The organism is Candidatus Caldatribacterium saccharofermentans, from assembly GCF_050267035.1.
Taxonomy (GTDB): Bacteria; Atribacterota; Atribacteria; order Atribacterales; family Caldatribacteriaceae; genus Caldatribacterium; species Caldatribacterium saccharofermentans.
Genome location: NZ_CP187957.1, coordinates 742,922 through 760,718, shown reverse-complemented (window position 1 = coordinate 760,718; position 17,797 = coordinate 742,922). Strand labels below are relative to the sequence as shown.

Sequence of the window (17,797 nt, the reverse complement as noted above, 5' to 3'; positions counted from 1 at the left end):
CTCACACCAGGGAGGCGACGAGATCCCCGACCTCCTGGGTTGTGAGACCCATTTTCCCGGCACTCATGCTCTTGATTTTCCCGCTTTGGAGAGCCTTGATGACTGCATTTTCCACGCACTGTGCGGCTTCTTCTTCGCCGATGGTCTCAAGGAGCATCTGCATGGCAAGTATTGCCGCCAGCGGATTGATGACGTTCATCCCCGTGTACTTGGGTGCCGAACCTCCGATGGGCTCAAACATGGAAACCCCCTGGGGGTTGATGTTCCCGCCCGCGGCGATGCCCATACCCCCCTGGATCATGGCCCCAAGGTCGGTAATGATGTCTCCGAACATGTTATCCGTGACGATAACGTCGAACCACTCGGGGTTTTTCACCATCCACATGGTGGTGGCATCAACATGGGCGTAATCGGTCTGGATGTCGGGGTACTCCCGGGCAACCTCGTAGAAGACCCGCTCCCACAGGTCGAAGGCGTAGGTGAGGACGTTGGTTTTCCCGCACAGGGTCACTTTCTTTTTCTTGTTCCGCTTCCTTGCGTACTCGAAGGCAAAGCGGATACATCGCTCCACGCCTTTCCGGGTGTTGATGGAGACCTGGATGGCCACCTCATCGGGTGTTCCTTTCCGCAAGAATCCTCCCGCGCCGACGTAGAGCCCTTCGGTATTCTCCCGGACCACCACAAAGTCGATGTCCTCGGGTCCCTTGTCTTTGATTGGGGTCCACACCCCCGGGTAGAGTTTTACCGGGCGGAGGTTGATGTACTGGTCAAGGCCAAAGCGGATTCGGAGGAGAATGCCCTGCTCAAGAATTCCGGGCTTCACGTCGGGATGCCCTATGGCACCAAGGTACAGGGCGTCGAGCTTTTTGAACTCCTCGAGGGCGGAGTCAGGTAGGGTTTCGCCGGTCTTCTTGTAGTGCTCGCCCCCAAAAGGGTACACGATGGTCTCGTACGAAAAGCCGACCTTTTTTGCCACCGCTTCAAGGACCTTGAGTCCTTCCCGAACGACTTCGGGTCCTGTTCCATCTCCAGGAATAACACCAATCCGGTATGTTTTCTTCATGTTCTTCCCCCTTTCCTGGTACACTATTATACGGGATTGCAGCGGGATTCCCAGGGGTTTGTCCAGGAAAAACAGAGTTTTGTCCTTCTGGAGGTGGAGACTGTGGAGCGGATGGTGGGTGGAGTAAAAATTGAGTGCGTGCGGGGGGATATCACAAAACAGGAAGGCATTGATGCCATAGTGAACGCCGCTAATGCTGAACTCCGTCCCGGTGGCGGAGTGGCTGGAGCGATTCATCGAGCAGCAGGGCCGGGGCTCTATGAAGAGTGCCGTCCCCTTGCCCCCATAAAGCCCGGGCAGGCGGTCATCACCGGTGGCCACAGGCTCCCGAACCGCTACGTCATTCACTGTCTTGGGCCAAGGTATGGTATTGACGAGCCCTCGGCAGAGCTCCTTGCCTCCTGCTACCGGAATGCCTTGAGGCTCGCCGAAGAACATGGCATAACCTCCATTGCTTTCCCAGCCATCTCGACCGGGGTTTTCGGATACCCCATGCGGGAGGCGGCAGAGGTGGCACTCAGAACAGTCATCGAAATGGCCCCACAGCTCAAGTCAGTCCGGCTCATCCGCTTTGTCCTCTGGGATGAGGAAGCGCTGCGCATTCACGAGGAGACCCTGACGAAGCTGACGGAAGGGAAAAGTGAAACTCCTTCGTTAGTGTAAATTTATCGTAGGTGTTCCAACCCAAAAGAACAAACCTCACCATCCAGAGTATGGTAGAAGTCTTGTTGGTGTAAAACCACCAAAAACACCCTGGAGGTGAGGTTCTGTGGATATGGTACAACAAATCCTCAAAGGGTTCCAGAGGATTCTGGAATTCTCCCTCCACTTTCTGGAGAAGAGGATGAATTTCCAGGAGTTTGAGGAGAAGCTCTGGGAGACCATGAACGGTGTGGGTAGACTGAGGGTAGTCCTTGAAGCCAAAGATGAGGAGATCCACCGGGAAAGGGACAGGACCTCCTTCCAGGTGGTCCGGAAAAACGACCAGAGGACCATCCTCACCCTCTTTGGGGATGTCACCTACAGGAGAACCTACTACAGGCACAAAGACACCAAAGAATACCTGCACCTCCTCGACGACCAGATTGGTTTCAGGAAGAAGAAAAGGATTGACCCCCTCCTGGAAGCCCTGGTTCTTGAGAGGGCCACGGAGCTCTCCTACCAGAAAGCAGGAAGGGAAATCCTTCCCCGAAATCAGGAATGCACCGTCAGTCCTGAGGTGGTGAAGAGACTGGTCCACAACCTGAGGAAAGATGAGGAGAAGGAAGGAAAGATTTCGGAGAAGAGACAGAAACCAGCAAAAAAGAAGCTCCCCTACCTCTTCATCGAAGCCGCTTGATGCCATGTTCCCCTCCAGGAGAAGAGGAGAGGAGGAAAAGGAAGAAAGAAGAAATCCAGAATCCTTGCCAAATTGGTCTACGTCCATGAGGGGAAGGAAGTCTCAAGCTCAGGGAGAGTAGAGCTCAAGAATCCCCACTACTTTGCCGGTTGCTATGAGGACACCGAAGAGCTCTTCCTCGAAGTCCTCGAGTACCTGGAGGAGAATTATGACCTCGACGCTGTGGAAGCCATCTTCCTCTGTGGTGATGGTGCCCCTCCTCAAGAAAGGACTGGAGATCATTCCCCAATCCATCTTCATCCTGGACCGCTTCCACCTGGCACAGAGAATCCAGGGAGCATGCCCTGAACCTCATAGAAGAGGGGAACTCTGGAAAGCTATCGAGGAGGGTTCCTGGGAGGAAGTAGAAGCCTTGCTCCTCAAGGCCCTCTCCCGGGGTAAGAATTCCAGAGACCAAAGAGGCCTTGAAAACCTCTACATCTACCTCTCCCGTAACTGGGAGGGAATCCAGAATGCCAGGCACTATAGAGAGCTGGAATTGCGAATCAGTGCCGAAGCCCATGGAAGCCTATCCTCTCAGCTCGACTCTCCCATCGTCCCATGGGCTGGGGGAGGAAGGGAGTAGACCGTATGAGCTACCTCCGAGCTTTGAAGTTCAACGGGTGCTCAGTGCAGCACGACTTCCTGAGAACCCAAAGGCAGAAACTTCCTCCCTTCACCCTTTCCCCTGAGACCATCAAGAAAGAGAAGGAGAGGGGGAAAGAGGTGTTCCGGGAAGTCTATAACAACATCCCGGTGATGCGCAAAGCGTGAGTGCTCTGCGTATGACCCTCAAGGCCCTGACCCAAGATATGTCCTGGGTTCCTGTGATATGAAAGACTGTAATCTGGATGAGTGAGGGAAAGGAAGGTAGATCAGGAAATGAAACCATGGAGAGGGTTTTCAAAAATATCCCTACAATAAGTTGACGCTATCACTCCTTCAGGTTGAGTTGACAGACCCTGTTCTCCCTGATATAGTGTTCCTCTGATGGAGCTGGGGGGAGTGTTGTGTATTTTCAGGATATCATTCTCGCTTTGAGCGACTACTGGAAGCGACAGGGGTGTATTATTGCGCAGCCGTACGATGTGGAAGTTGGTGCCGGGACCATGAATCCGGCGACTTTTTTGCGAGTTCTGGGTCCCGAGCCCTGGAGAGTGGCCTACTGCGAGCCCTCTCGCCGTCCCACCGATGGCCGATACGGGGAGAACCCCAACCGCCTCTATGAGCACTACCAGTTCCAGGTCATCATCAAGCCCTCCCCTGACGACATTCAGGATCTCTACCTCGAAAGCCTCTTTGCCCTCGGTATTGACCCCAGAGCACACGATATCCGCTTTGTGGAGGATAACTGGGAATCGCCGACCCTGGGAGCCTGGGGGCTTGGCTGGGAAGTGTGGCTTGATGGTATGGAGATCACCCAGTTCACCTATTTCCAGCAGGCTGGAGGCATAGATCTCAAACCGATTTCGGTTGAGATCACCTATGGTCTTGAGCGCATTGCCATGTACCTCCAGGAGAAGGACAATGTCTTCGAGGTTCAGTGGAACGAGTACCTTACCTACGGCGATATCCGGCTTCAGGAAGAGCGGGAGCATTCCATATACAGCTTCGAAGAAAGCGACCCTGAGACGCTTTTTGCCCTCTTTGAGTGCTACGAGAAAGAAGCCCAGCGACTCCTTGCGCGGGAACTCGTGCTCCCTGCCTATGACTACATCCTCAAATGTTCCCATACCTTTAACCTCCTCGATGCCCGGGGAGGGATGAGTGTTCTTGAGCGGAGCCAGTACATGGGGAGAATCCGGCAGCTCGCCAACCAGTGTGCGCAGCTTTACCTTAAAAAGCGAGAGGCTCTGGGATTTCCCTGGTGTCAGAAAATGGCGGTGACAGTGACTCATGGATAGAGAAGACTTCCTGTTTGAAATCGGTGTTGAGGAACTTCCCACAAGCCTCATCCAGGAGATTTTTTCTGAGGTCGAGGGGAAATTTGGGGAAATGCTTAAGAAGTTTCGCATCCCCTGTGAGGGGTTCCAGGTGTGGGGAACCCCCCGGAGGATTGCCGTGTATGCCTGGGGTGTGGGGCTCTCCCAGGAGCCGGTTGTTCGGGAGGTTAAAGGTCCGGCGAAAAAGGTGGGAATGGCCGAGGATGGCACCTGGTTGCCCCCAGCGCTGGCTTTTGCCCGGACCCAGGGTATTGCTCTGGAGAACCTTTTTGTCCGTGAAACTGAGCGGGGAACGTATATTTTCGGCCGAAAGTTCGAGGAAGGACGGCCTGTGAAGGAAGTGTTCCCCGAGGCGCTTTCGAGCTTTGTCGCCTCCCTGGAGTTTTCCCGGTCCATGCTCTGGGGAGAGGGGCATTTTCGCTTTGTCCGTCCCATCCGGTGGCTTGTGGTGCTCCTCGGCAGGGAAGAAATCTCCCTCTCCATTGCAGGAGTTGTGGCTTCCCGCCACACCCGGGGGCATCGCTTCCTGGCTCCTGCGCCACTACCTGTTCCTGAGGCACGGGCGTATGAGAAGGTGCTCCAGGAGGCCGGGGTTGTGGTGGACCCGAAGAAACGGCGAGCCCGCATAGAGGAAGCCCTCTCCCGGCGTGCTCAGGAAGTCGGCGTGCACTGGTTGCGGGATGAGGAGCTTCTTGAAGAAGTGAACTTCCTCGTGGAGTACCCCGACGTTTTAGTAGGTCGCTTTAGCGAGAAATACCTCTCCCTGCCGCCCCGGCTTTTGATCACCGTCATGAAGCATCACCAGCGGTATTTTGCTGCCTGCGATAGCGAAGGGAATCTCCGCCCCTTCTTCTTCGTGGTGATCAATCGACCCTGCGATGGGTCAGAGAAAATCATCCAGGGGAATGAACGAGTTCTGCGGGCCCGCCTTGAGGATGCGCTCTTTTTCTTCGAGGAAGACCGGAAGCACCGTCTTGCTGATCGGGTGGAAGCCCTGAAGGGCGTGGTATTCCAGGAAGACCTGGGAAGCATGTACGAGAAGACCGAACGTCTTGTGGAGCTTGTAACGTATCTTGGGGAAGTACTACAGCGCAGTGAGGCGGAAATCGCCTTGCTGAGGAGAGCAGCTTTCCTTTCCAAGGCTGACCTGGTGTCGTCAATGGTCCGGGAGTTTCCAGAGCTCCAGGGGTACATGGGGCGGGTGTACGCGGCGCTCTCGGGAGAACAGGAAGAAGTCGCCTTAGCCATTGAGGAGAGCTACCTCCCCTCACCTGACGGTCGTTTCCCTGAAACGACCCTGGGGAGCATCCTTGCCCTGGCCGATAAGATGGACACTATCGTCTCGAGTTTTGCTCTCGGGAGAATTCCCACGGGGTCTCAGGATCCTCTGGGATTGCGCCGTATGGGACAGGGGATTGTCGATATTCTGCTTGTTCGCCAGTGGTACTGTCCCCTTCCGGAGTGGATTGCCAGGAACCTGGCGCTCCTTGCCACTCAGGGGTTCACTCCCCGGATTCCCAACCCGAAGGAAGAGGTGCAGCGTTTCCTCCTGCAGCGGTTGCGCTCCTTCCTCCTTGAGGGAGGGAAGCACTATTCGGTGGTGAACGCGGTGTTTGCTGGAAAGACCGACGATCTGTACGAGCTTGCAAGACGCGTCGAATTCCTGCAGGAGCTTTTCGAGAGGGACCGGGTGCTCCTTGCTGAAATCGTCACCGGTTTCACCAGGGCGTACAACATTTCCCGGAATTTCGAGGGTCGGGAGGTTCAGGAATCCCTTCTTGTGGAAGCGGCCGAGAAAGACCTGTACCGGGCACTCCAGAACATCGAGGGCGAGGTGCGAGGGTCGCTCACCCGGGGAGAGTACCGGAAGGCCGTAGAAGTTTTCCGGGACATTGTCCCTCCCCTGAACCGCTTCTTCGACAGGGTTCTCGTCATGTGTGAGGATGAAGCTCTTCGGAGAAATCGCCTGGGACTCATGCGGCGTATCGTCGAACTCTTCGCCGATTTTGCCGACCTTTCGCTCATCGTGGTGGAGGAGGGAGCAGGGGTTGTCTGAGTTCGAGGACCACGAGATTCAGGGGGCAAGCGACGACTTTAACATTTTCGTCATTTCCGACGGAACGGGGAAAACCGCCTTCTCTGTGGTCCAGGCTGCGCTTTTGCAGTTTGAGCTCCCCCGGGTGAACGTTCTCCGATTCACTCACGTGCGGAGTGAGGAGGAAATCTACAATATCATGGACATGGTGCGGGTGGGAAAGGACATCGTGGTCTACACGGTGGTCAACGAGGACCTGGCACGGGTTCTGCGGGCAGAGGCGGCCAACCGCAGCGTCATCGCTTTGGATGTCCTTGGGCCGATGGTGGAGGCGCTGAAGCGGGTAAGCCTCCGAAAGCCCCGGGGAATTCCCGGGATTCTCCAGCGGGAGGAGAACGTGGCCGAACGCCTTGAGGCCATCGAATACGCCATGGAGAAAAGCACTGGATTCAGCGTATCGAATCTGGACCAGGCCGATGTGGTTCTGCTCACTGTTTGGTATCCGCACCGAGATGAGTGCATTCTGCGACTGGCCGAAAAGAGCATCAAATGTGGGTACGTCATGCTTGACCCGAATCTCCCTCTTCCAATAAACTTTGAAGAAGTGGTGGGGGGAAGCGCAAGGGCGCTCGTTGTGGGTATCGACATGGACCCCCAGTATTTGAGTGAGCTCCGTCTTGAGCGGATCAAGGCACTGGGGCTATACTGTCTCATGGAGAAAGCAAGTCTTGAACGGGTAAAGGAAGAGCTTGCCTTTGCCCGGGGGATTTACCGGCGTCTTCGTTGTCCAGTCATTGATATCACCCACCTTTCGGTGCACGACGTGGTGGGAAAGATTTTTGAATACATCAAAAAGAAAAGGGAGGAACAGGCATGAAGAAGTACGTGTACTTCTTTGGCGAAGGGGACGCTTCGATGAAGCTCCTCCTTGGGGGTAAGGGAGCAAACCTTGCGGAAATGACCCGCATCGGTCTTCCTGTGCCTCCTGGCTTCACCATCACCACAGAGGCGTGTTCACACTTTTACAAGAACAACCAGACCTGGCCTGAGGGGCTTGAAGAAGAGGTCAAAAAGAGCCTCAAGATGCTCGAGGAAAAGACCGGAAAGAAATTCGGTGACCCCAACAATCCTCTCCTGGTTTCCGTCCGATCCGGGGCTCCCGCATCCATGCCCGGAATGATGGACACCATCCTGAACCTGGGACTCAATGACGAGGTGGTGAAGGGTCTTGCCCGCCTCACCTCCAATGAGCGCTTTGCCTACGACTGTTACCGCCGCTTCATCCAGATGTTCGGCAACGTCGTCATGGGCGTGGACCATTCGAAGTTTGAGGCAGTTCTCGACGAGGTGAAAGAAGAGGTTGGAGCAAAGCAGGATACAGATCTCGATGCCGAGGCGCTGAAGAAGGTCGTCGAGAAGTACAAGAAGCTCTACAAGGAGAACACCGGTGAGGACTTCCCCCAGGACCCGTGGGAGCAGCTCCGGCGGGCGATCAACGCAGTATTCCTCTCCTGGAACAACAAGCGCGCCATCACCTACCGGAAAATCCATAATATCCCCGAGGACTGGGGAACCGCCGTCAACGTTCAGATGATGGTCTTCGGCAACATGGGCTTTGACTCCGGAACGGGCGTTGGCTTCACCCGGAACCCCTCTACGGGAGAGAAGGAGTACTACGGTGAGTACCTCCTGAACGCCCAGGGTGAGGACGTCGTTGCCGGTATCCGGACTCCCAAACCCATCAAGGAAATGGAAAAGGAACTCCCCCAGGCGTTTGAGGAGCTCAAGAAGGTTTACGAAATTCTTGAAAAGCACTACAAGGACATGCAGGACTTCGAGTTCACCATCGAGCGCGGCAAGCTCTACCTCCTCCAGACCCGAACTGGGAAACGGACGGCTCAGGCAGCCATCAAAATTGCTGTGGACATGGTCCGGGAAGGGCTCATTGACGAAAAGACCGCTGTGAAACGTGTGGAACCAGGCCAGATCAACCAGCTCCTCCACCCGCAAATCGACCGGAGTCAGCCTCTCAAGGTCCTTGCCAAGGGGCTTCCTGCGTCTCCTGGTGCTGCTTCCGGAAAGGTGGTCTTTGATGCCGATGAGGCGGAGAAACTTGGCAACGCCGGTGAAAAGGTCATCCTCGTTCGTCCGGAGACCACTCCTGACGACATCCACGGTGTGGTGGCGGCTCAGGGTGTCCTCACAAGCCGTGGTGGCATGACGAGCCATGCGGCCGTTGTGGCCCGAGGCATGGGAAAACCCTGTGTGGCCGGATGCGAAGCCATTAAGATCGATCTCGACAAGCGGGAGTTTACCGTCGGCGACGTGGTGGTGAAAGAGGGTGAGTACATCACTATCGACGGGAGCACTGGCGAGGTTATCCTTGGCCAGGTCCGCACCATCCCGCCTCAGCTTTCTGAGGAGTTCAAGGTGCTCCTTTCCTGGGCCGATAAATTCCGTAAACTCGGTGTTCGAGCCAACGCCGACACACCCGCTGATGCGAGGAAGGCGCTGGAATTCGGCGCGGAAGGCATCGGTCTTTGCCGGACCGAGCACATGTTCATGGCTCCGGACCGTCTCCCCTGGGTCCAGAAGATGATTATGGCCCAGACCCTGGAGGAGCGGAAAGAGGCCCTTGCCCACATTGAGCCCATGCAGAAGGGCGATTTCAAGGAAATCTTTCGGGTCATGGAAGGGAAACCGGTCACCATCCGGCTCATCGACCCACCGCTCCATGAGTTCCTGCCGAGACTCGAAGACCTTCTTGTGGAAGTTGCTACCCTCCGGGCCAAGGGTGTCACTGGACCGGAGCTTGAGGAGAAGGAGAAACTCCTGAAGATCGTCCGGAACCTCCATGAGGCTAACCCCATGATGGGTCTTCGGGGATGCCGTTTGATCATCCTCTATCCTGAGATTGCTGAGATGCAGGTTCGCGCTATTATGGAAGCAGCGTGTGAGCTCACCAAAGAGGGCGTCAAGGTCATCCCCGAAATTATGATTCCCCTTGTGGGTCATAAAAACGAAATCAAAGTTCTTAAAGAGAAGCTCGACGAAGTTGCCCAGAAGGTCCTGCAAGAGCAGGGCGTTTCCATAAGCTACAGCTTCGGTACCATGATCGAAGTGCCCAGAGCAGCGCTTGTTGCTGACCAGATTGCTGAATACGCCGAGTTCTTCTCTTTCGGTACCAACGACCTCACCCAGATGACCTTTGGCTACAGCCGTGACGACGCTGAAGGGAAGTTCCTCTTCTTCTACGAAGAGAACGGCATCCTTCCCGAAGATCCCTTCCAGGTCCTTGACCAGGAGGGCGTGGGACAGCTCATGCAGATGGCTGTTGAGAAGGGCCGCAAAACCCGTTCGAACCTCAAGTGCGGCATCTGCGGTGAGCATGGTGGAGAACCGAAATCTGTGGCCTTCTGCCACAAGATTGGTCTGAACTACGTGAGCTGTTCGCCCTTCCGGGTTCCCATTGCCCGGCTGGCTGCCGCTCACGCTGCACTTGAAGACGTCGAGAAAGAGGCGAAATTCAACCTGTGAGGGAGCAGGCGGGGGTGATCCCGCCTGCCTTGAAGCCATGGTGGACATTCAGAGCATCAAGTGTTTCCTTGAAGAGAAGGAGAGAGAGTTGCTCTCTCCTTTTGCTACCTTGAGTACCAGAACACGGGGGCGGGCAAGGGAAGAGAGGGAATGCGAGCTCCGGACCTGTTTCCAGCGGGACCGGGACCGTATTCTCCACAGCAAGGCTTTCCGCCGTCTCAAGCACAAAAGCCAGGTATTTTTGAGCCCTGAAGGGGATCACTACCGGACCCGTCTCACCCACACGCTTGAGGTTTCGCAAATTGCCCGCACCATTGCCAGGGCGCTTCGCCTCAACGAAGACCTGGTGGAGGCCATAAGCCTTGGGCATGACCTCGGGCACACCCCCTTTGGTCATGCTGGGGAAGAAGCGCTGAATGAGGTTCACCCAGGAGGGTTCAAACACAACGAGCAGAGCCTCCGGGTTGTGGATTACCTCGAGCGGGATGGGGAAGGTCTGAACCTCACCTGGGAGGTGCGGGATGGAATTGTGAGGCACTCGAAAACGCATCTTGCATGCCTCACCGCTTCCCCCGAGGACCTTCCGGCAACGCTTGAGGGGCAGGTAGTGCGCTGGGCAGACGTCATCGCTTATGTGAACCATGATATCGACGATGCCCTGCGGGCCCGGGTCATCCGCTTTGAGGAGCTCCCCAAAAAGGCCATCGCTGTTTTGGGAGAGACCCACAGGGAACGCATCAACACCATGGTTCGGGATGTCGTTATCGAGAGTTTCGAGCGCCCGGAAATCCGCATGAGTGAACGGGTCCAGGAAGCGACAGAAACCCTTCGGAATTTCCTCTTTGAGCGGGTGTACTTTGGTCCTGAACAGTGGCAGGAGCGGGAGAAAGCCAAACGCCTGGTGAAGCATCTTTATGAGTTCTTTACCGAGCACCCCGAAGTCCTCGAGACGGAGTACGCCTTCGCCCAGAAAAGACAGGAAGACCTGGGAACGGTCATCTGCGATTTCATCTCGGGGATGACCGACCGCTATGCTCTATACATCTACCGGAAGTATTTCATTCCCTCTTCGTGGCCGCAAGAGGGGTGGAGAATTCGCTAAAGGGAGGTGTCCAGTATGGGAGGAGTCGTGTACTTTACTCCAGTCGCCGGTCTCATTGCTGTGCTCTTTGCCGTAACGCTCATTCGCCGGATCAACGCGTTCAGCCCTGGGAATGAGAAAATGCAGGAGATTTCCCGGGCTGTTCAGGAAGGCGCCATGGCTTTCCTGAAGCGAGAGTACAGCTTCCTTGTGGTGTTCGTTGCGGTGATGTTTGTCGTTTTGGGCTTTGCCCGTGGCTGGGTGACGGCAGGGTGTTTCTTGGTTGGCGCTTTCTGCTCCGTCATGGCTGGCTTTGTGGGTATGCGCATTGCCACCCGTAGCAACGCCCGGACGGCTCAGGCCGCAACCCAGGGAGCCAATCCTGCTTTGCGGGTTGCTTTCTCAGCGGGAGCGGTCATGGGGATGTGTGTGGTGGGTTTTGGGCTTCTGGGTCTTGGGATACTCTACGCCATCATCCGGGATGCCCAGATTATCAACGGCTTTGCCCTGGGCGCAAGTTCTGTGGCCCTTTTCGCCCGTGTTGGTGGGGGGATTTACACCAAGGCTGCTGATGTTGGGGCAGACCTTGTGGGGAAGGTTGAGGCGGGTATTCCTGAGGATGACCCCAGAAACCCTGCGGTTATCGCCGATAACGTGGGGGATAACGTCGGAGACGTGGCTGGAATGGGAGCAGACCTCTTTGAGTCCTACGTTGGATCCATCATCGCGGCAATGGTTCTCGGAACGGCTTTGGCGGAAAACACCGCAGGACTCCTGTACCCCCTCCTCATTGCAGGGCTTGGAGTCATTGCTTCAATTATCGGGACGTTCTTTGTGAGCGCTCGAGATGAGAAAGGGCTTGCGGCGGCCTTGAACCGGGGGACCTACGTGAGCAGTGGGCTCATCGTGGTCTTTAGCCTCATTGCTTCCCTTCTCCTTTTCCGGGGTCTTGGGCCGTTTGTGGCCACGGTTGCAGGACTCGTTGCCGGTGTGGCCATTGGGCTCCTCTCTGAGTACTACACCTCAAGCGAGTTCAAACCCACCCGGGAACTTGCCCAGGCATCACAGACGGGCGCGGCGACCACCATTATCAGCGGTCTTGCCCTGGGCATGGAGAGTGCGGTTTTGCCGCTGCTTGTCATCTGTGGCGCGATCCTTGTAGCCTACTGGGCAGCCGGGATGTATGGGATTGCCATTGCCGGTCTTGGTATGCTCTCAATCACCGGTATCATTGTCTCTGTTGATGCCTACGGACCGGTGGCCGACAACGCCGGAGGTATTGCCGAAATGGCTGGCCTGGGTCCTGAGGTTCGGAAAATCACCGATTCCCTCGATGCTCTGGGTAATACCACTGCAGCCATCGGCAAGGGCTTTGCCATTGGCTCTGCGGCACTCACCGCCATGGGGCTTTTTGCCGCCTACGGGCAGGCTGTGGGACTTCGGAGCATGGACCTTCTGCATCCCCATACAGTGGTGGGGCTTTTTGTGGGTGGCATGATGCCCTTCCTCTTTTCTTCCCTTGCCATGAAGGCGGTGGGAAGGGCGGCATTCCAGATGGTTGAAGAAGTGCGCCGGCAGTTCCGGGAAATCAAGGGGCTCATGGAAGGGAAAGCTCGTCCAGATTACGCCCGGTGCGTGGACATCAGCACCCGTGGGGCCATTTCCCGGATGATTCTCCCCGGCGTTCTGGCTGTAGTGGTGCCCCTTGTTGTGGGACTTGTGCTTGGCCGTGAGGCTCTGGGTGGGCTTCTGGCGGGAGCCATCATCAGTGGACTTATGCTTGCCATCATGATGGCCAACGCCGGTGGTGCCTGGGATAATGCGAAGAAGTACATTGAAGCGGGAAACCTCGGTGGCAAGGGCACACCAACGCACGCCGCAGCGGTCGTGGGCGACACCGTTGGAGACCCCTTCAAGGATACTGCAGGACCTTCCCTCAACATCCTTATCAAGCTCATGTCCATTGTGGCACTGGTCTTTGCCCCCCTCTTTATGCGGTAACCTTCACCCGGAGGGGCAGCTGCCCCTCCGGGACAACACAGGGTGGGCGTATGTTCATCCCCGAGGAGTACCTGGAGGAAATTAAAGCCCGTGTGGATATCGTGGAGCTCATCTCTCAATATGTGGAGCTCCGTCCCTCGGGCCGGAACTTCCGGGCTCTCTGTCCGTTTCATGAAGAGCGCACGCCCTCTTTTACCGTTTCTCCGGAGAAAGGCATTTTCTACTGCTTTGGCTGTGGTGCAGGGGGGAACATTTTCACCTTTGTCATGCGCATGGAGCGCCTGACCTTTCCCGAGGCGGTGGCTTTCCTGGCAGAACGCTGCGGGGTGGAACTCCCTTCCGCTTTCCGGGGAGCGTCATCGTCTCTCCGGGAGCGGGAACGACTATTCCGGCTGCTTGAGTCTGCCAATCGGTATTACCGGGAGTGTCTTGAGGTGGGGAAAAGTGAGGAGGCGTGCCGGGCCAGGGAATACCTCGTGAAGAAGCGAGGGCTGGGTGAGGGAGTCCGGGAAATCTTCTCTCTCGGGTTTTCTCCATCTCTGGGGAAAGAGCTTATTACCCGGCTACTTGGGGAAGGTTTCTCGGGACAGGAGATTCTCCGTGTGGGGCTGGGTGTGGTCACAAAACGGGGTGAACTCCTTGACCGCTTCCGGGGAAGGATTACCTTTGCGCTCCATGATGCCCAGGGGAGAATCATCGGGTTTGCGGGGAGGGTTCTTGGAGAGGGTGAACCCAAGTACATCAACAGTGCCGATACTCCTCTCTTCACGAAGGGTCGCCACCTCTATGGACTTTTTGCTACCAGAGACGCCATCGTGAGGCAGCGTTTTGCCATCCTCGTTGAGGGGTACATGGATTGCCTCACCCTTTTTGAGTACGGCGTGAAGAATTGCGTTGCCTCCATGGGAACGGCGCTTACCCGGGAACAGGCCGGGCTCCTTCGGAGGTATACCGAGCGGGTGGTGCTCTGTTACGATGCTGACCAGGCTGGACAACAGGCAACGGCCCGGGGGATGACGGTGCTATATGAGCGGGGGCTTGCGGTGGACATTGTGACTTTGCCATTGTCGTATGACCCTGATAGCTTCCTTCGGGAAAATGGTAAAGAGGCGTTTCTGGAACTCCTCGGCAAAGCTCAGCCGTTTTTTGAGTATGCTCTGGAATTATTGCTGAAGAACTGTGGTTATACTTCTCTGGAGTCAAAAGCCAGAGTCATCCGGGGTATGGCGCCGTTTATTGAAGCGACGAAAGACCCGGTGGAACGGGCTTTGCGGGTGAGATTCCTCGCTGAGCGGGTTGGTGTTGATGAGGTCCTCGTGGAGCGGGTGCTCGGGAGGGAAGACTTTGGGGTACCTGGAGGTGCGCTTCCCCGCGGGATTCCTGAACCCGGATGGGTACAGGCTGAAAAGATGTTGCTTCGAGCGTGTTTCGATGATGCGACGCTGCGGGGGAGGATTGTGGAGGTCATCGACCGGGACCACTTCCAGAAGCCGGAGCACCAGCGAATTTTTCAGGCCATCATGCATCTTTCTTCAAAAGAGGCGTTCACCCTTTCGGACCTTGTGGACGTTTTCCAAGGAGAAGAGGGCATTCAGGCGCTCATCGGAGAGATCGCTTCCCGGGAGGAATTTGCCTGTGCTTCTCGAGAGGACCTTGTGGAGGACCTCATCCGCCAGGTGAAGCTTTCGTCGCTTGAGCAAAAAATTCGGAGCCTCCGGGAAGAGCTCAGGCGCTCTGACGATCCGGAGGGCTGGAGAAGGTACCATGCCCTGGTGCAGGAGCGGGAGAAACTCCGGAGAACCACGACGTGAGAGAGGAGAGAAGGAGCCTTGAGCGGGAACGGCAAAAAGAAGACCTCTCAGGAGATTGCTTCGCTTGTTGAGAGTGGTAAACGGAAAGGGTACGTAACCTTCAAGGAGCTCAACGATATCCTGGGGGATGACGCGGTCAACGTCGACAAGCTCGACGACGTGTACGACACGCTCTCGGAACTCGGCATCGAGGTTTCCGACGAAGAAATTTTTCGGGAGGAAGTTCCGGCTCTTGAGGCTGAAGACTGGCAGATTGAGGACGTTCGAGGGATTGGTGCAGACGACCCGGTCAAGATGTACCTGAAGGAAATCGGTCAGGTACCGTTGCTCACCCCCGAAGAAGAGGTAGAGCTTGCCAAGCGTATTGAACAGGGAGATCAGGAGGCAAAGAAGAAGCTCATCGAAGCGAATCTCCGACTTGTGGTGAGCATCGCCAAGCGCTACGTTGGCCGGGGTATGCTCTTCCTTGACCTCATCCAGGAGGGGAATCTCGGGCTTATCCGGGCAGTGGAGAAGTTCGACTACCGCAAAGGGTACAAGTTCTCAACATATGCCACCTGGTGGATTCGTCAGGCCATTACAAGGGCCATCGCTGATCAGGCCCGGACCATCCGCATTCCCGTGCACATGGTGGAGACCATCAACAAACTCGTCCGGGTGAGCCGCCAGCTGACGCAGGAACTCGGCCGCGAGCCCACTCCCGAGGAAATTGCTGAGCGCATGGGCATCACTCCGGAGAAGGTGCGGGAAATTCTGAAAACTGCCCAGGAACCGCTGTCCCTGGAAACCCCCATTGGGGAAGAGGAGGACAGTCACCTCGGCGATTTCATCGAGGACACGGGGATCATGGCACCACCGCAGGCAGCGTCGTATTCCCTTTTGCGGGAGCAGCTTGAGAATGTCCTCAATACCCTCACCGAGCGGGAACGAAAAGTCCTGAAGCTTCGCTTTGGCCTTGAGGATGGGAAGCCTCATACCCTTGAAGAGGTCGGGCAGATTTTCGGAGTCACCCGGGAGCGCATCCGCCAGATTGAAGCCAAAGCCCTGCGCAAGCTCCGCCACCCCAGCCGGAGCAAAAAGCTTCGGGACTATCTTGACGAATCCGATTGACGTTTTTATAATCTGTACTTGGGTCGCTCCTCGGTAGCTCAATGGTAGAGCGTCCGGCTGTTAACCGGATGGTTGCAGGTTCGAGTCCTGCCCGGGGAGCCATTGCTTTTTCAGGGAGGGCAGCGACATGAGGAGGGGATTCCTGCAGTTTCTTGGAAGTACGGCAATCGTTCTTCTTTTCTGTCTTCCCGTGCTGGCCCAGGAATTCACGGGAGAGGCTTCGGTTGCCTTTCCCCCTTTTACCCCGGAAGTCACGCCCATCTTTGAGTCCGACCAGGGTGTGGCCGGAGGCATCACCTTCTACTACCTGCCCCTGAGGCAGATTACTGTGGGGTACAGAATTTCGCTTATCGAGCCATCGCAGCCTCCCTCTGAGGCGTGGTGGCGGAAAGACCTCCGCTACACCTATCCCGTGTACTTCTGCGACGTCCCTGCCCAGTATGTGCTGAGCCGGGATGGTCGGTACTACGAGCAGGCCAACCCCCAGAGCTTCACCCTTCGGGGTCTTGTCCCGCGAGCGACCTATCATCTCGTGGTGACCCCTCTCTGTATCTGGCCCAGGTCTCCCTGGAACGTCGACGAGCGTGGAAAGGCCTTCTGGTACGTCTGGCTTCCGGCAAAGACTTTTGGCTGGATGTATACGGATGGGTCTGCCTGGGGCCTTGTGATGTCTGAGGGTGAGGGAGGGGAACGGAAGCGGGGGTACGCCGAGGTTTACCATGTGATTTTTAAAGGGGCGGTTCTTGCCCAGAAGTCCTCTGGGGAACCTGGAGGGAGGTACAGTCCCCAGTGAGACGGAGGAATTTCCTGCAACCCTGGGGGAAGGTAACCTGAGTCACCATTCGTAGCTCTGAATAACGATAACGCCTTTTTCCTCGGCTTTCCGGAGGAACCCCCGGGTGGCGAAGTGGGTGACGAGGATTTTCACAATGTCAGTCACTTCGTACTCTTTCTGCACCGCTTTCGCCTTTTGCTCGAGTTCCTGAAAGACCCTCTCTTTCCCGCCATCGAGGCGGATTTTGGCTTCTCCCACAAAGTACACCGGTTTCCCTTCTCGCTCTCCTTTACCGAAGAAGTTAACCTCCACACCACCTATGTCTATCCGAACGAACCGCTCCGTTACCCTGAACCCGTATTTCTCCTGGAGTACCCGGGGCAGCATTCGGTACGCTTCGTTTTCAAAGGCATAGCTGAAGCTTCGGGAAAGCCCTCCGAGCTCTTCCCGGGTCCGTTTGAGGCCCGCTGACAGGCTCCTGATCTCTTCCTCCGTCCTCTTCTGGGCTTCAGTGAGGGCCTCCACCGTCTCGGTGAGCTTGTCCACCCGTTCCTCGGTTCTCCTCTGGGCTTCAGCGAGCGCCTCAATCCGTTCCTCCGTCCTCTTCTGGGCTTCAGTGAGGGCCTCCACCGTCTCGGTGAGCTTGTCCACCCGTTCCTCGGTTCTCCTCTGGGCTTCAGCGAGCGCCTCAATCCGTTCCTCCGTCCTCTTCTGGGCTTCAGTGAGGGCCTCCACCGTCTCGGTGAGCTTGTCCACCCGTTCCTCGGTTCTCCTCTGGGCTTCAGCGAGCGCCTCAATCCGTTCCTCTGTCCTCTTCTGGGCTTCGGTGAGCTTCTCGACGTGGCCAATGAGCCTGGTGAAATCTTCCTCTCTCCTTTGCTCTACTTTGACGAGCTCGCCGACAATGGTTCCCAGGTCCCTGAGGGTATCCCGAAGCTCAACAAGGCCCTCCGTGCCCCCATAGGTTTCCCGGATGCGCTCATCAACAATCTGAATGATTTCCCGCTTTACTGCGGGGGTGATTTTCGGTTTGGGTTTTCCAGGCTGCACTCCCTGCTCCTCC

At 56.4% G+C, this 17,797-nt stretch carries 14 protein-coding genes, 1 tRNA gene and 1 pseudogene; 14 read left to right on the top strand and 2 right to left on the bottom strand.

Annotated features, from left to right (window positions below):
• Position 1: 1 nt before the first annotated feature.
• Positions 2 to 1,063, bottom strand: a complete 1,062-nt coding sequence (locus ACPT9Q_RS03930) for a 3-isopropylmalate dehydrogenase (protein ID WP_427366402.1) — start codon at positions 1,061 to 1,063, stop codon at positions 2 to 4.
• A 111-nt stretch (positions 1,064 to 1,174) separates the two neighbouring features.
• Between ACPT9Q_RS03930 and ACPT9Q_RS03925 the strand changes: the two genes are divergently transcribed.
• From ACPT9Q_RS03925 to ACPT9Q_RS03860, 14 genes and pseudogenes are all read left to right on the top strand, one after another.
• Entirely contained in the window at positions 1,175 to 1,726 is a 552-nt protein-coding gene (locus tag ACPT9Q_RS03925; RefSeq protein ID WP_427366714.1) for a macro domain-containing protein, read from the top strand.
• 112 nt (positions 1,727 to 1,838) lie between these two features.
• Positions 1,839 to 2,750: pseudogene (locus ACPT9Q_RS03920) on the top strand (UPF0236 family transposase-like protein).
• Positions 2,650 to 3,027 carry a UPF0236 family transposase-like protein gene (locus ACPT9Q_RS03915; protein ID WP_427366713.1) on the top strand — a complete coding sequence of 126 codons (378 nt, stop codon included), beginning with the start codon at positions 2,650 to 2,652 and terminating at the stop codon, positions 3,025 to 3,027. Before ACPT9Q_RS03920 ends, ACPT9Q_RS03915 begins: the two are co-directional and overlap by 101 nt.
• A gap of 5 nt (positions 3,028 to 3,032) precedes the next feature.
• A complete protein-coding gene (locus ACPT9Q_RS03910; RefSeq protein ID WP_427366401.1) occupies positions 3,033 to 3,215 on the top strand; it encodes a hypothetical protein in 183 nt (60 codons plus the stop codon).
• A 236-nt stretch (positions 3,216 to 3,451) separates the two neighbouring features.
• Positions 3,452 to 4,345: a glycine--tRNA ligase subunit alpha gene (gene glyQ, locus ACPT9Q_RS03905; RefSeq protein ID WP_017873084.1), complete on the top strand. Its 894-nt coding sequence runs from the start codon at positions 3,452 to 3,454 to the stop codon at positions 4,343 to 4,345.
• Positions 4,338 to 6,440 carry a glycine--tRNA ligase subunit beta gene (gene glyS / locus ACPT9Q_RS03900; RefSeq protein WP_427366400.1) on the top strand — a complete coding sequence of 701 codons (2,103 nt, stop codon included), beginning with the start codon at positions 4,338 to 4,340 and terminating at the stop codon, positions 6,438 to 6,440. Before glyQ ends, glyS begins: the two co-directional genes overlap by 8 nt.
• Positions 6,433 to 7,296, top strand: coding sequence for a kinase/pyrophosphorylase (locus ACPT9Q_RS03895; RefSeq protein ID WP_017873086.1), 864 nt, complete (start codon positions 6,433 to 6,435; stop codon positions 7,294 to 7,296). The genes glyS and ACPT9Q_RS03895 overlap by 8 nt, the downstream gene beginning before the upstream one ends.
• Positions 7,293 to 9,956: a pyruvate, phosphate dikinase gene (gene ppdK / locus ACPT9Q_RS03890; protein WP_017873087.1), complete on the top strand. Its 2,664-nt coding sequence runs from the start codon at positions 7,293 to 7,295 to the stop codon at positions 9,954 to 9,956. The genes ACPT9Q_RS03895 and ppdK overlap by 4 nt, the downstream gene beginning before the upstream one ends.
• A gap of 37 nt (positions 9,957 to 9,993) precedes the next feature.
• The gene (locus ACPT9Q_RS03885; RefSeq protein WP_427366399.1) at positions 9,994 to 11,058 is read left to right on the top strand and encodes a deoxyguanosinetriphosphate triphosphohydrolase; all 1,065 of its coding nucleotides are present in this window, start codon (positions 9,994 to 9,996) and stop codon (positions 11,056 to 11,058) included.
• A gap of 15 nt (positions 11,059 to 11,073) precedes the next feature.
• Positions 11,074 to 13,038, top strand: coding sequence for a sodium-translocating pyrophosphatase (locus tag ACPT9Q_RS03880; protein WP_017873089.1), 1,965 nt, complete (start codon positions 11,074 to 11,076; stop codon positions 13,036 to 13,038).
• A 50-nt stretch (positions 13,039 to 13,088) separates the two neighbouring features.
• On the top strand, positions 13,089 to 14,849 hold the full coding sequence (gene dnaG / locus ACPT9Q_RS03875) for a DNA primase (RefSeq protein WP_427366398.1): 1,761 nt from the start codon (positions 13,089 to 13,091) through the stop codon (positions 14,847 to 14,849).
• Between the two features lie 18 nt (positions 14,850 to 14,867).
• Positions 14,868 to 15,959 carry an RNA polymerase sigma factor RpoD gene (gene rpoD / locus ACPT9Q_RS03870; RefSeq protein WP_017890492.1) on the top strand — a complete coding sequence of 364 codons (1,092 nt, stop codon included), beginning with the start codon at positions 14,868 to 14,870 and terminating at the stop codon, positions 15,957 to 15,959.
• A 27-nt stretch (positions 15,960 to 15,986) separates the two neighbouring features.
• A tRNA-Asn gene (locus ACPT9Q_RS03865) sits at positions 15,987 to 16,061 on the top strand.
• 25 nt (positions 16,062 to 16,086) lie between these two features.
• Positions 16,087 to 16,752 (top strand): hypothetical protein, encoded by a 666-nt coding sequence (locus ACPT9Q_RS03860; protein ID WP_427366396.1) that lies wholly within the window; start codon positions 16,087 to 16,089, stop codon positions 16,750 to 16,752.
• 42 nt (positions 16,753 to 16,794) lie between these two features.
• On the opposite strand, the gene ACPT9Q_RS03855 is transcribed toward ACPT9Q_RS03860, so the two are convergent.
• Positions 16,795 to 17,784 carry a hypothetical protein gene (locus ACPT9Q_RS03855; protein ID WP_427366395.1) on the bottom strand — a complete coding sequence of 330 codons (990 nt, stop codon included), beginning with the start codon at positions 17,782 to 17,784 and terminating at the stop codon, positions 16,795 to 16,797.
• Between the last annotated feature and the right edge of the window lie 13 nt (positions 17,785 to 17,797).

Coding starts and splice junctions, on each gene's coding strand:
- ACPT9Q_RS03930 (WP_427366402.1), bottom strand. CDS start 1,063: ATGAAGAAAACATACCGGATTGGTGTTATTCCTGGAGATGGAACAGGA.
- ACPT9Q_RS03925 (WP_427366714.1), top strand. CDS start 1,175: ATGGTGGGTGGAGTAAAAATTGAGTGCGTGCGGGGGGATATCACAAAA.
- ACPT9Q_RS03915 (WP_427366713.1), top strand. CDS start 2,650: ATGGTGCCCCTCCTCAAGAAAGGACTGGAGATCATTCCCCAATCCATC.
- ACPT9Q_RS03910 (WP_427366401.1), top strand. CDS start 3,033: ATGAGCTACCTCCGAGCTTTGAAGTTCAACGGGTGCTCAGTGCAGCAC.
- glyS (WP_427366400.1), top strand. CDS start 4,338: ATGGATAGAGAAGACTTCCTGTTTGAAATCGGTGTTGAGGAACTTCCC.
- ppdK (WP_017873087.1), top strand. CDS start 7,293: ATGAAGAAGTACGTGTACTTCTTTGGCGAAGGGGACGCTTCGATGAAG.
- ACPT9Q_RS03885 (WP_427366399.1), top strand. CDS start 9,994: ATGGTGGACATTCAGAGCATCAAGTGTTTCCTTGAAGAGAAGGAGAGA.
- ACPT9Q_RS03880 (WP_017873089.1), top strand. CDS start 11,074: ATGGGAGGAGTCGTGTACTTTACTCCAGTCGCCGGTCTCATTGCTGTG.
- dnaG (WP_427366398.1), top strand. CDS start 13,089: ATGTTCATCCCCGAGGAGTACCTGGAGGAAATTAAAGCCCGTGTGGAT.
- ACPT9Q_RS03860 (WP_427366396.1), top strand. CDS start 16,087: ATGAGGAGGGGATTCCTGCAGTTTCTTGGAAGTACGGCAATCGTTCTT.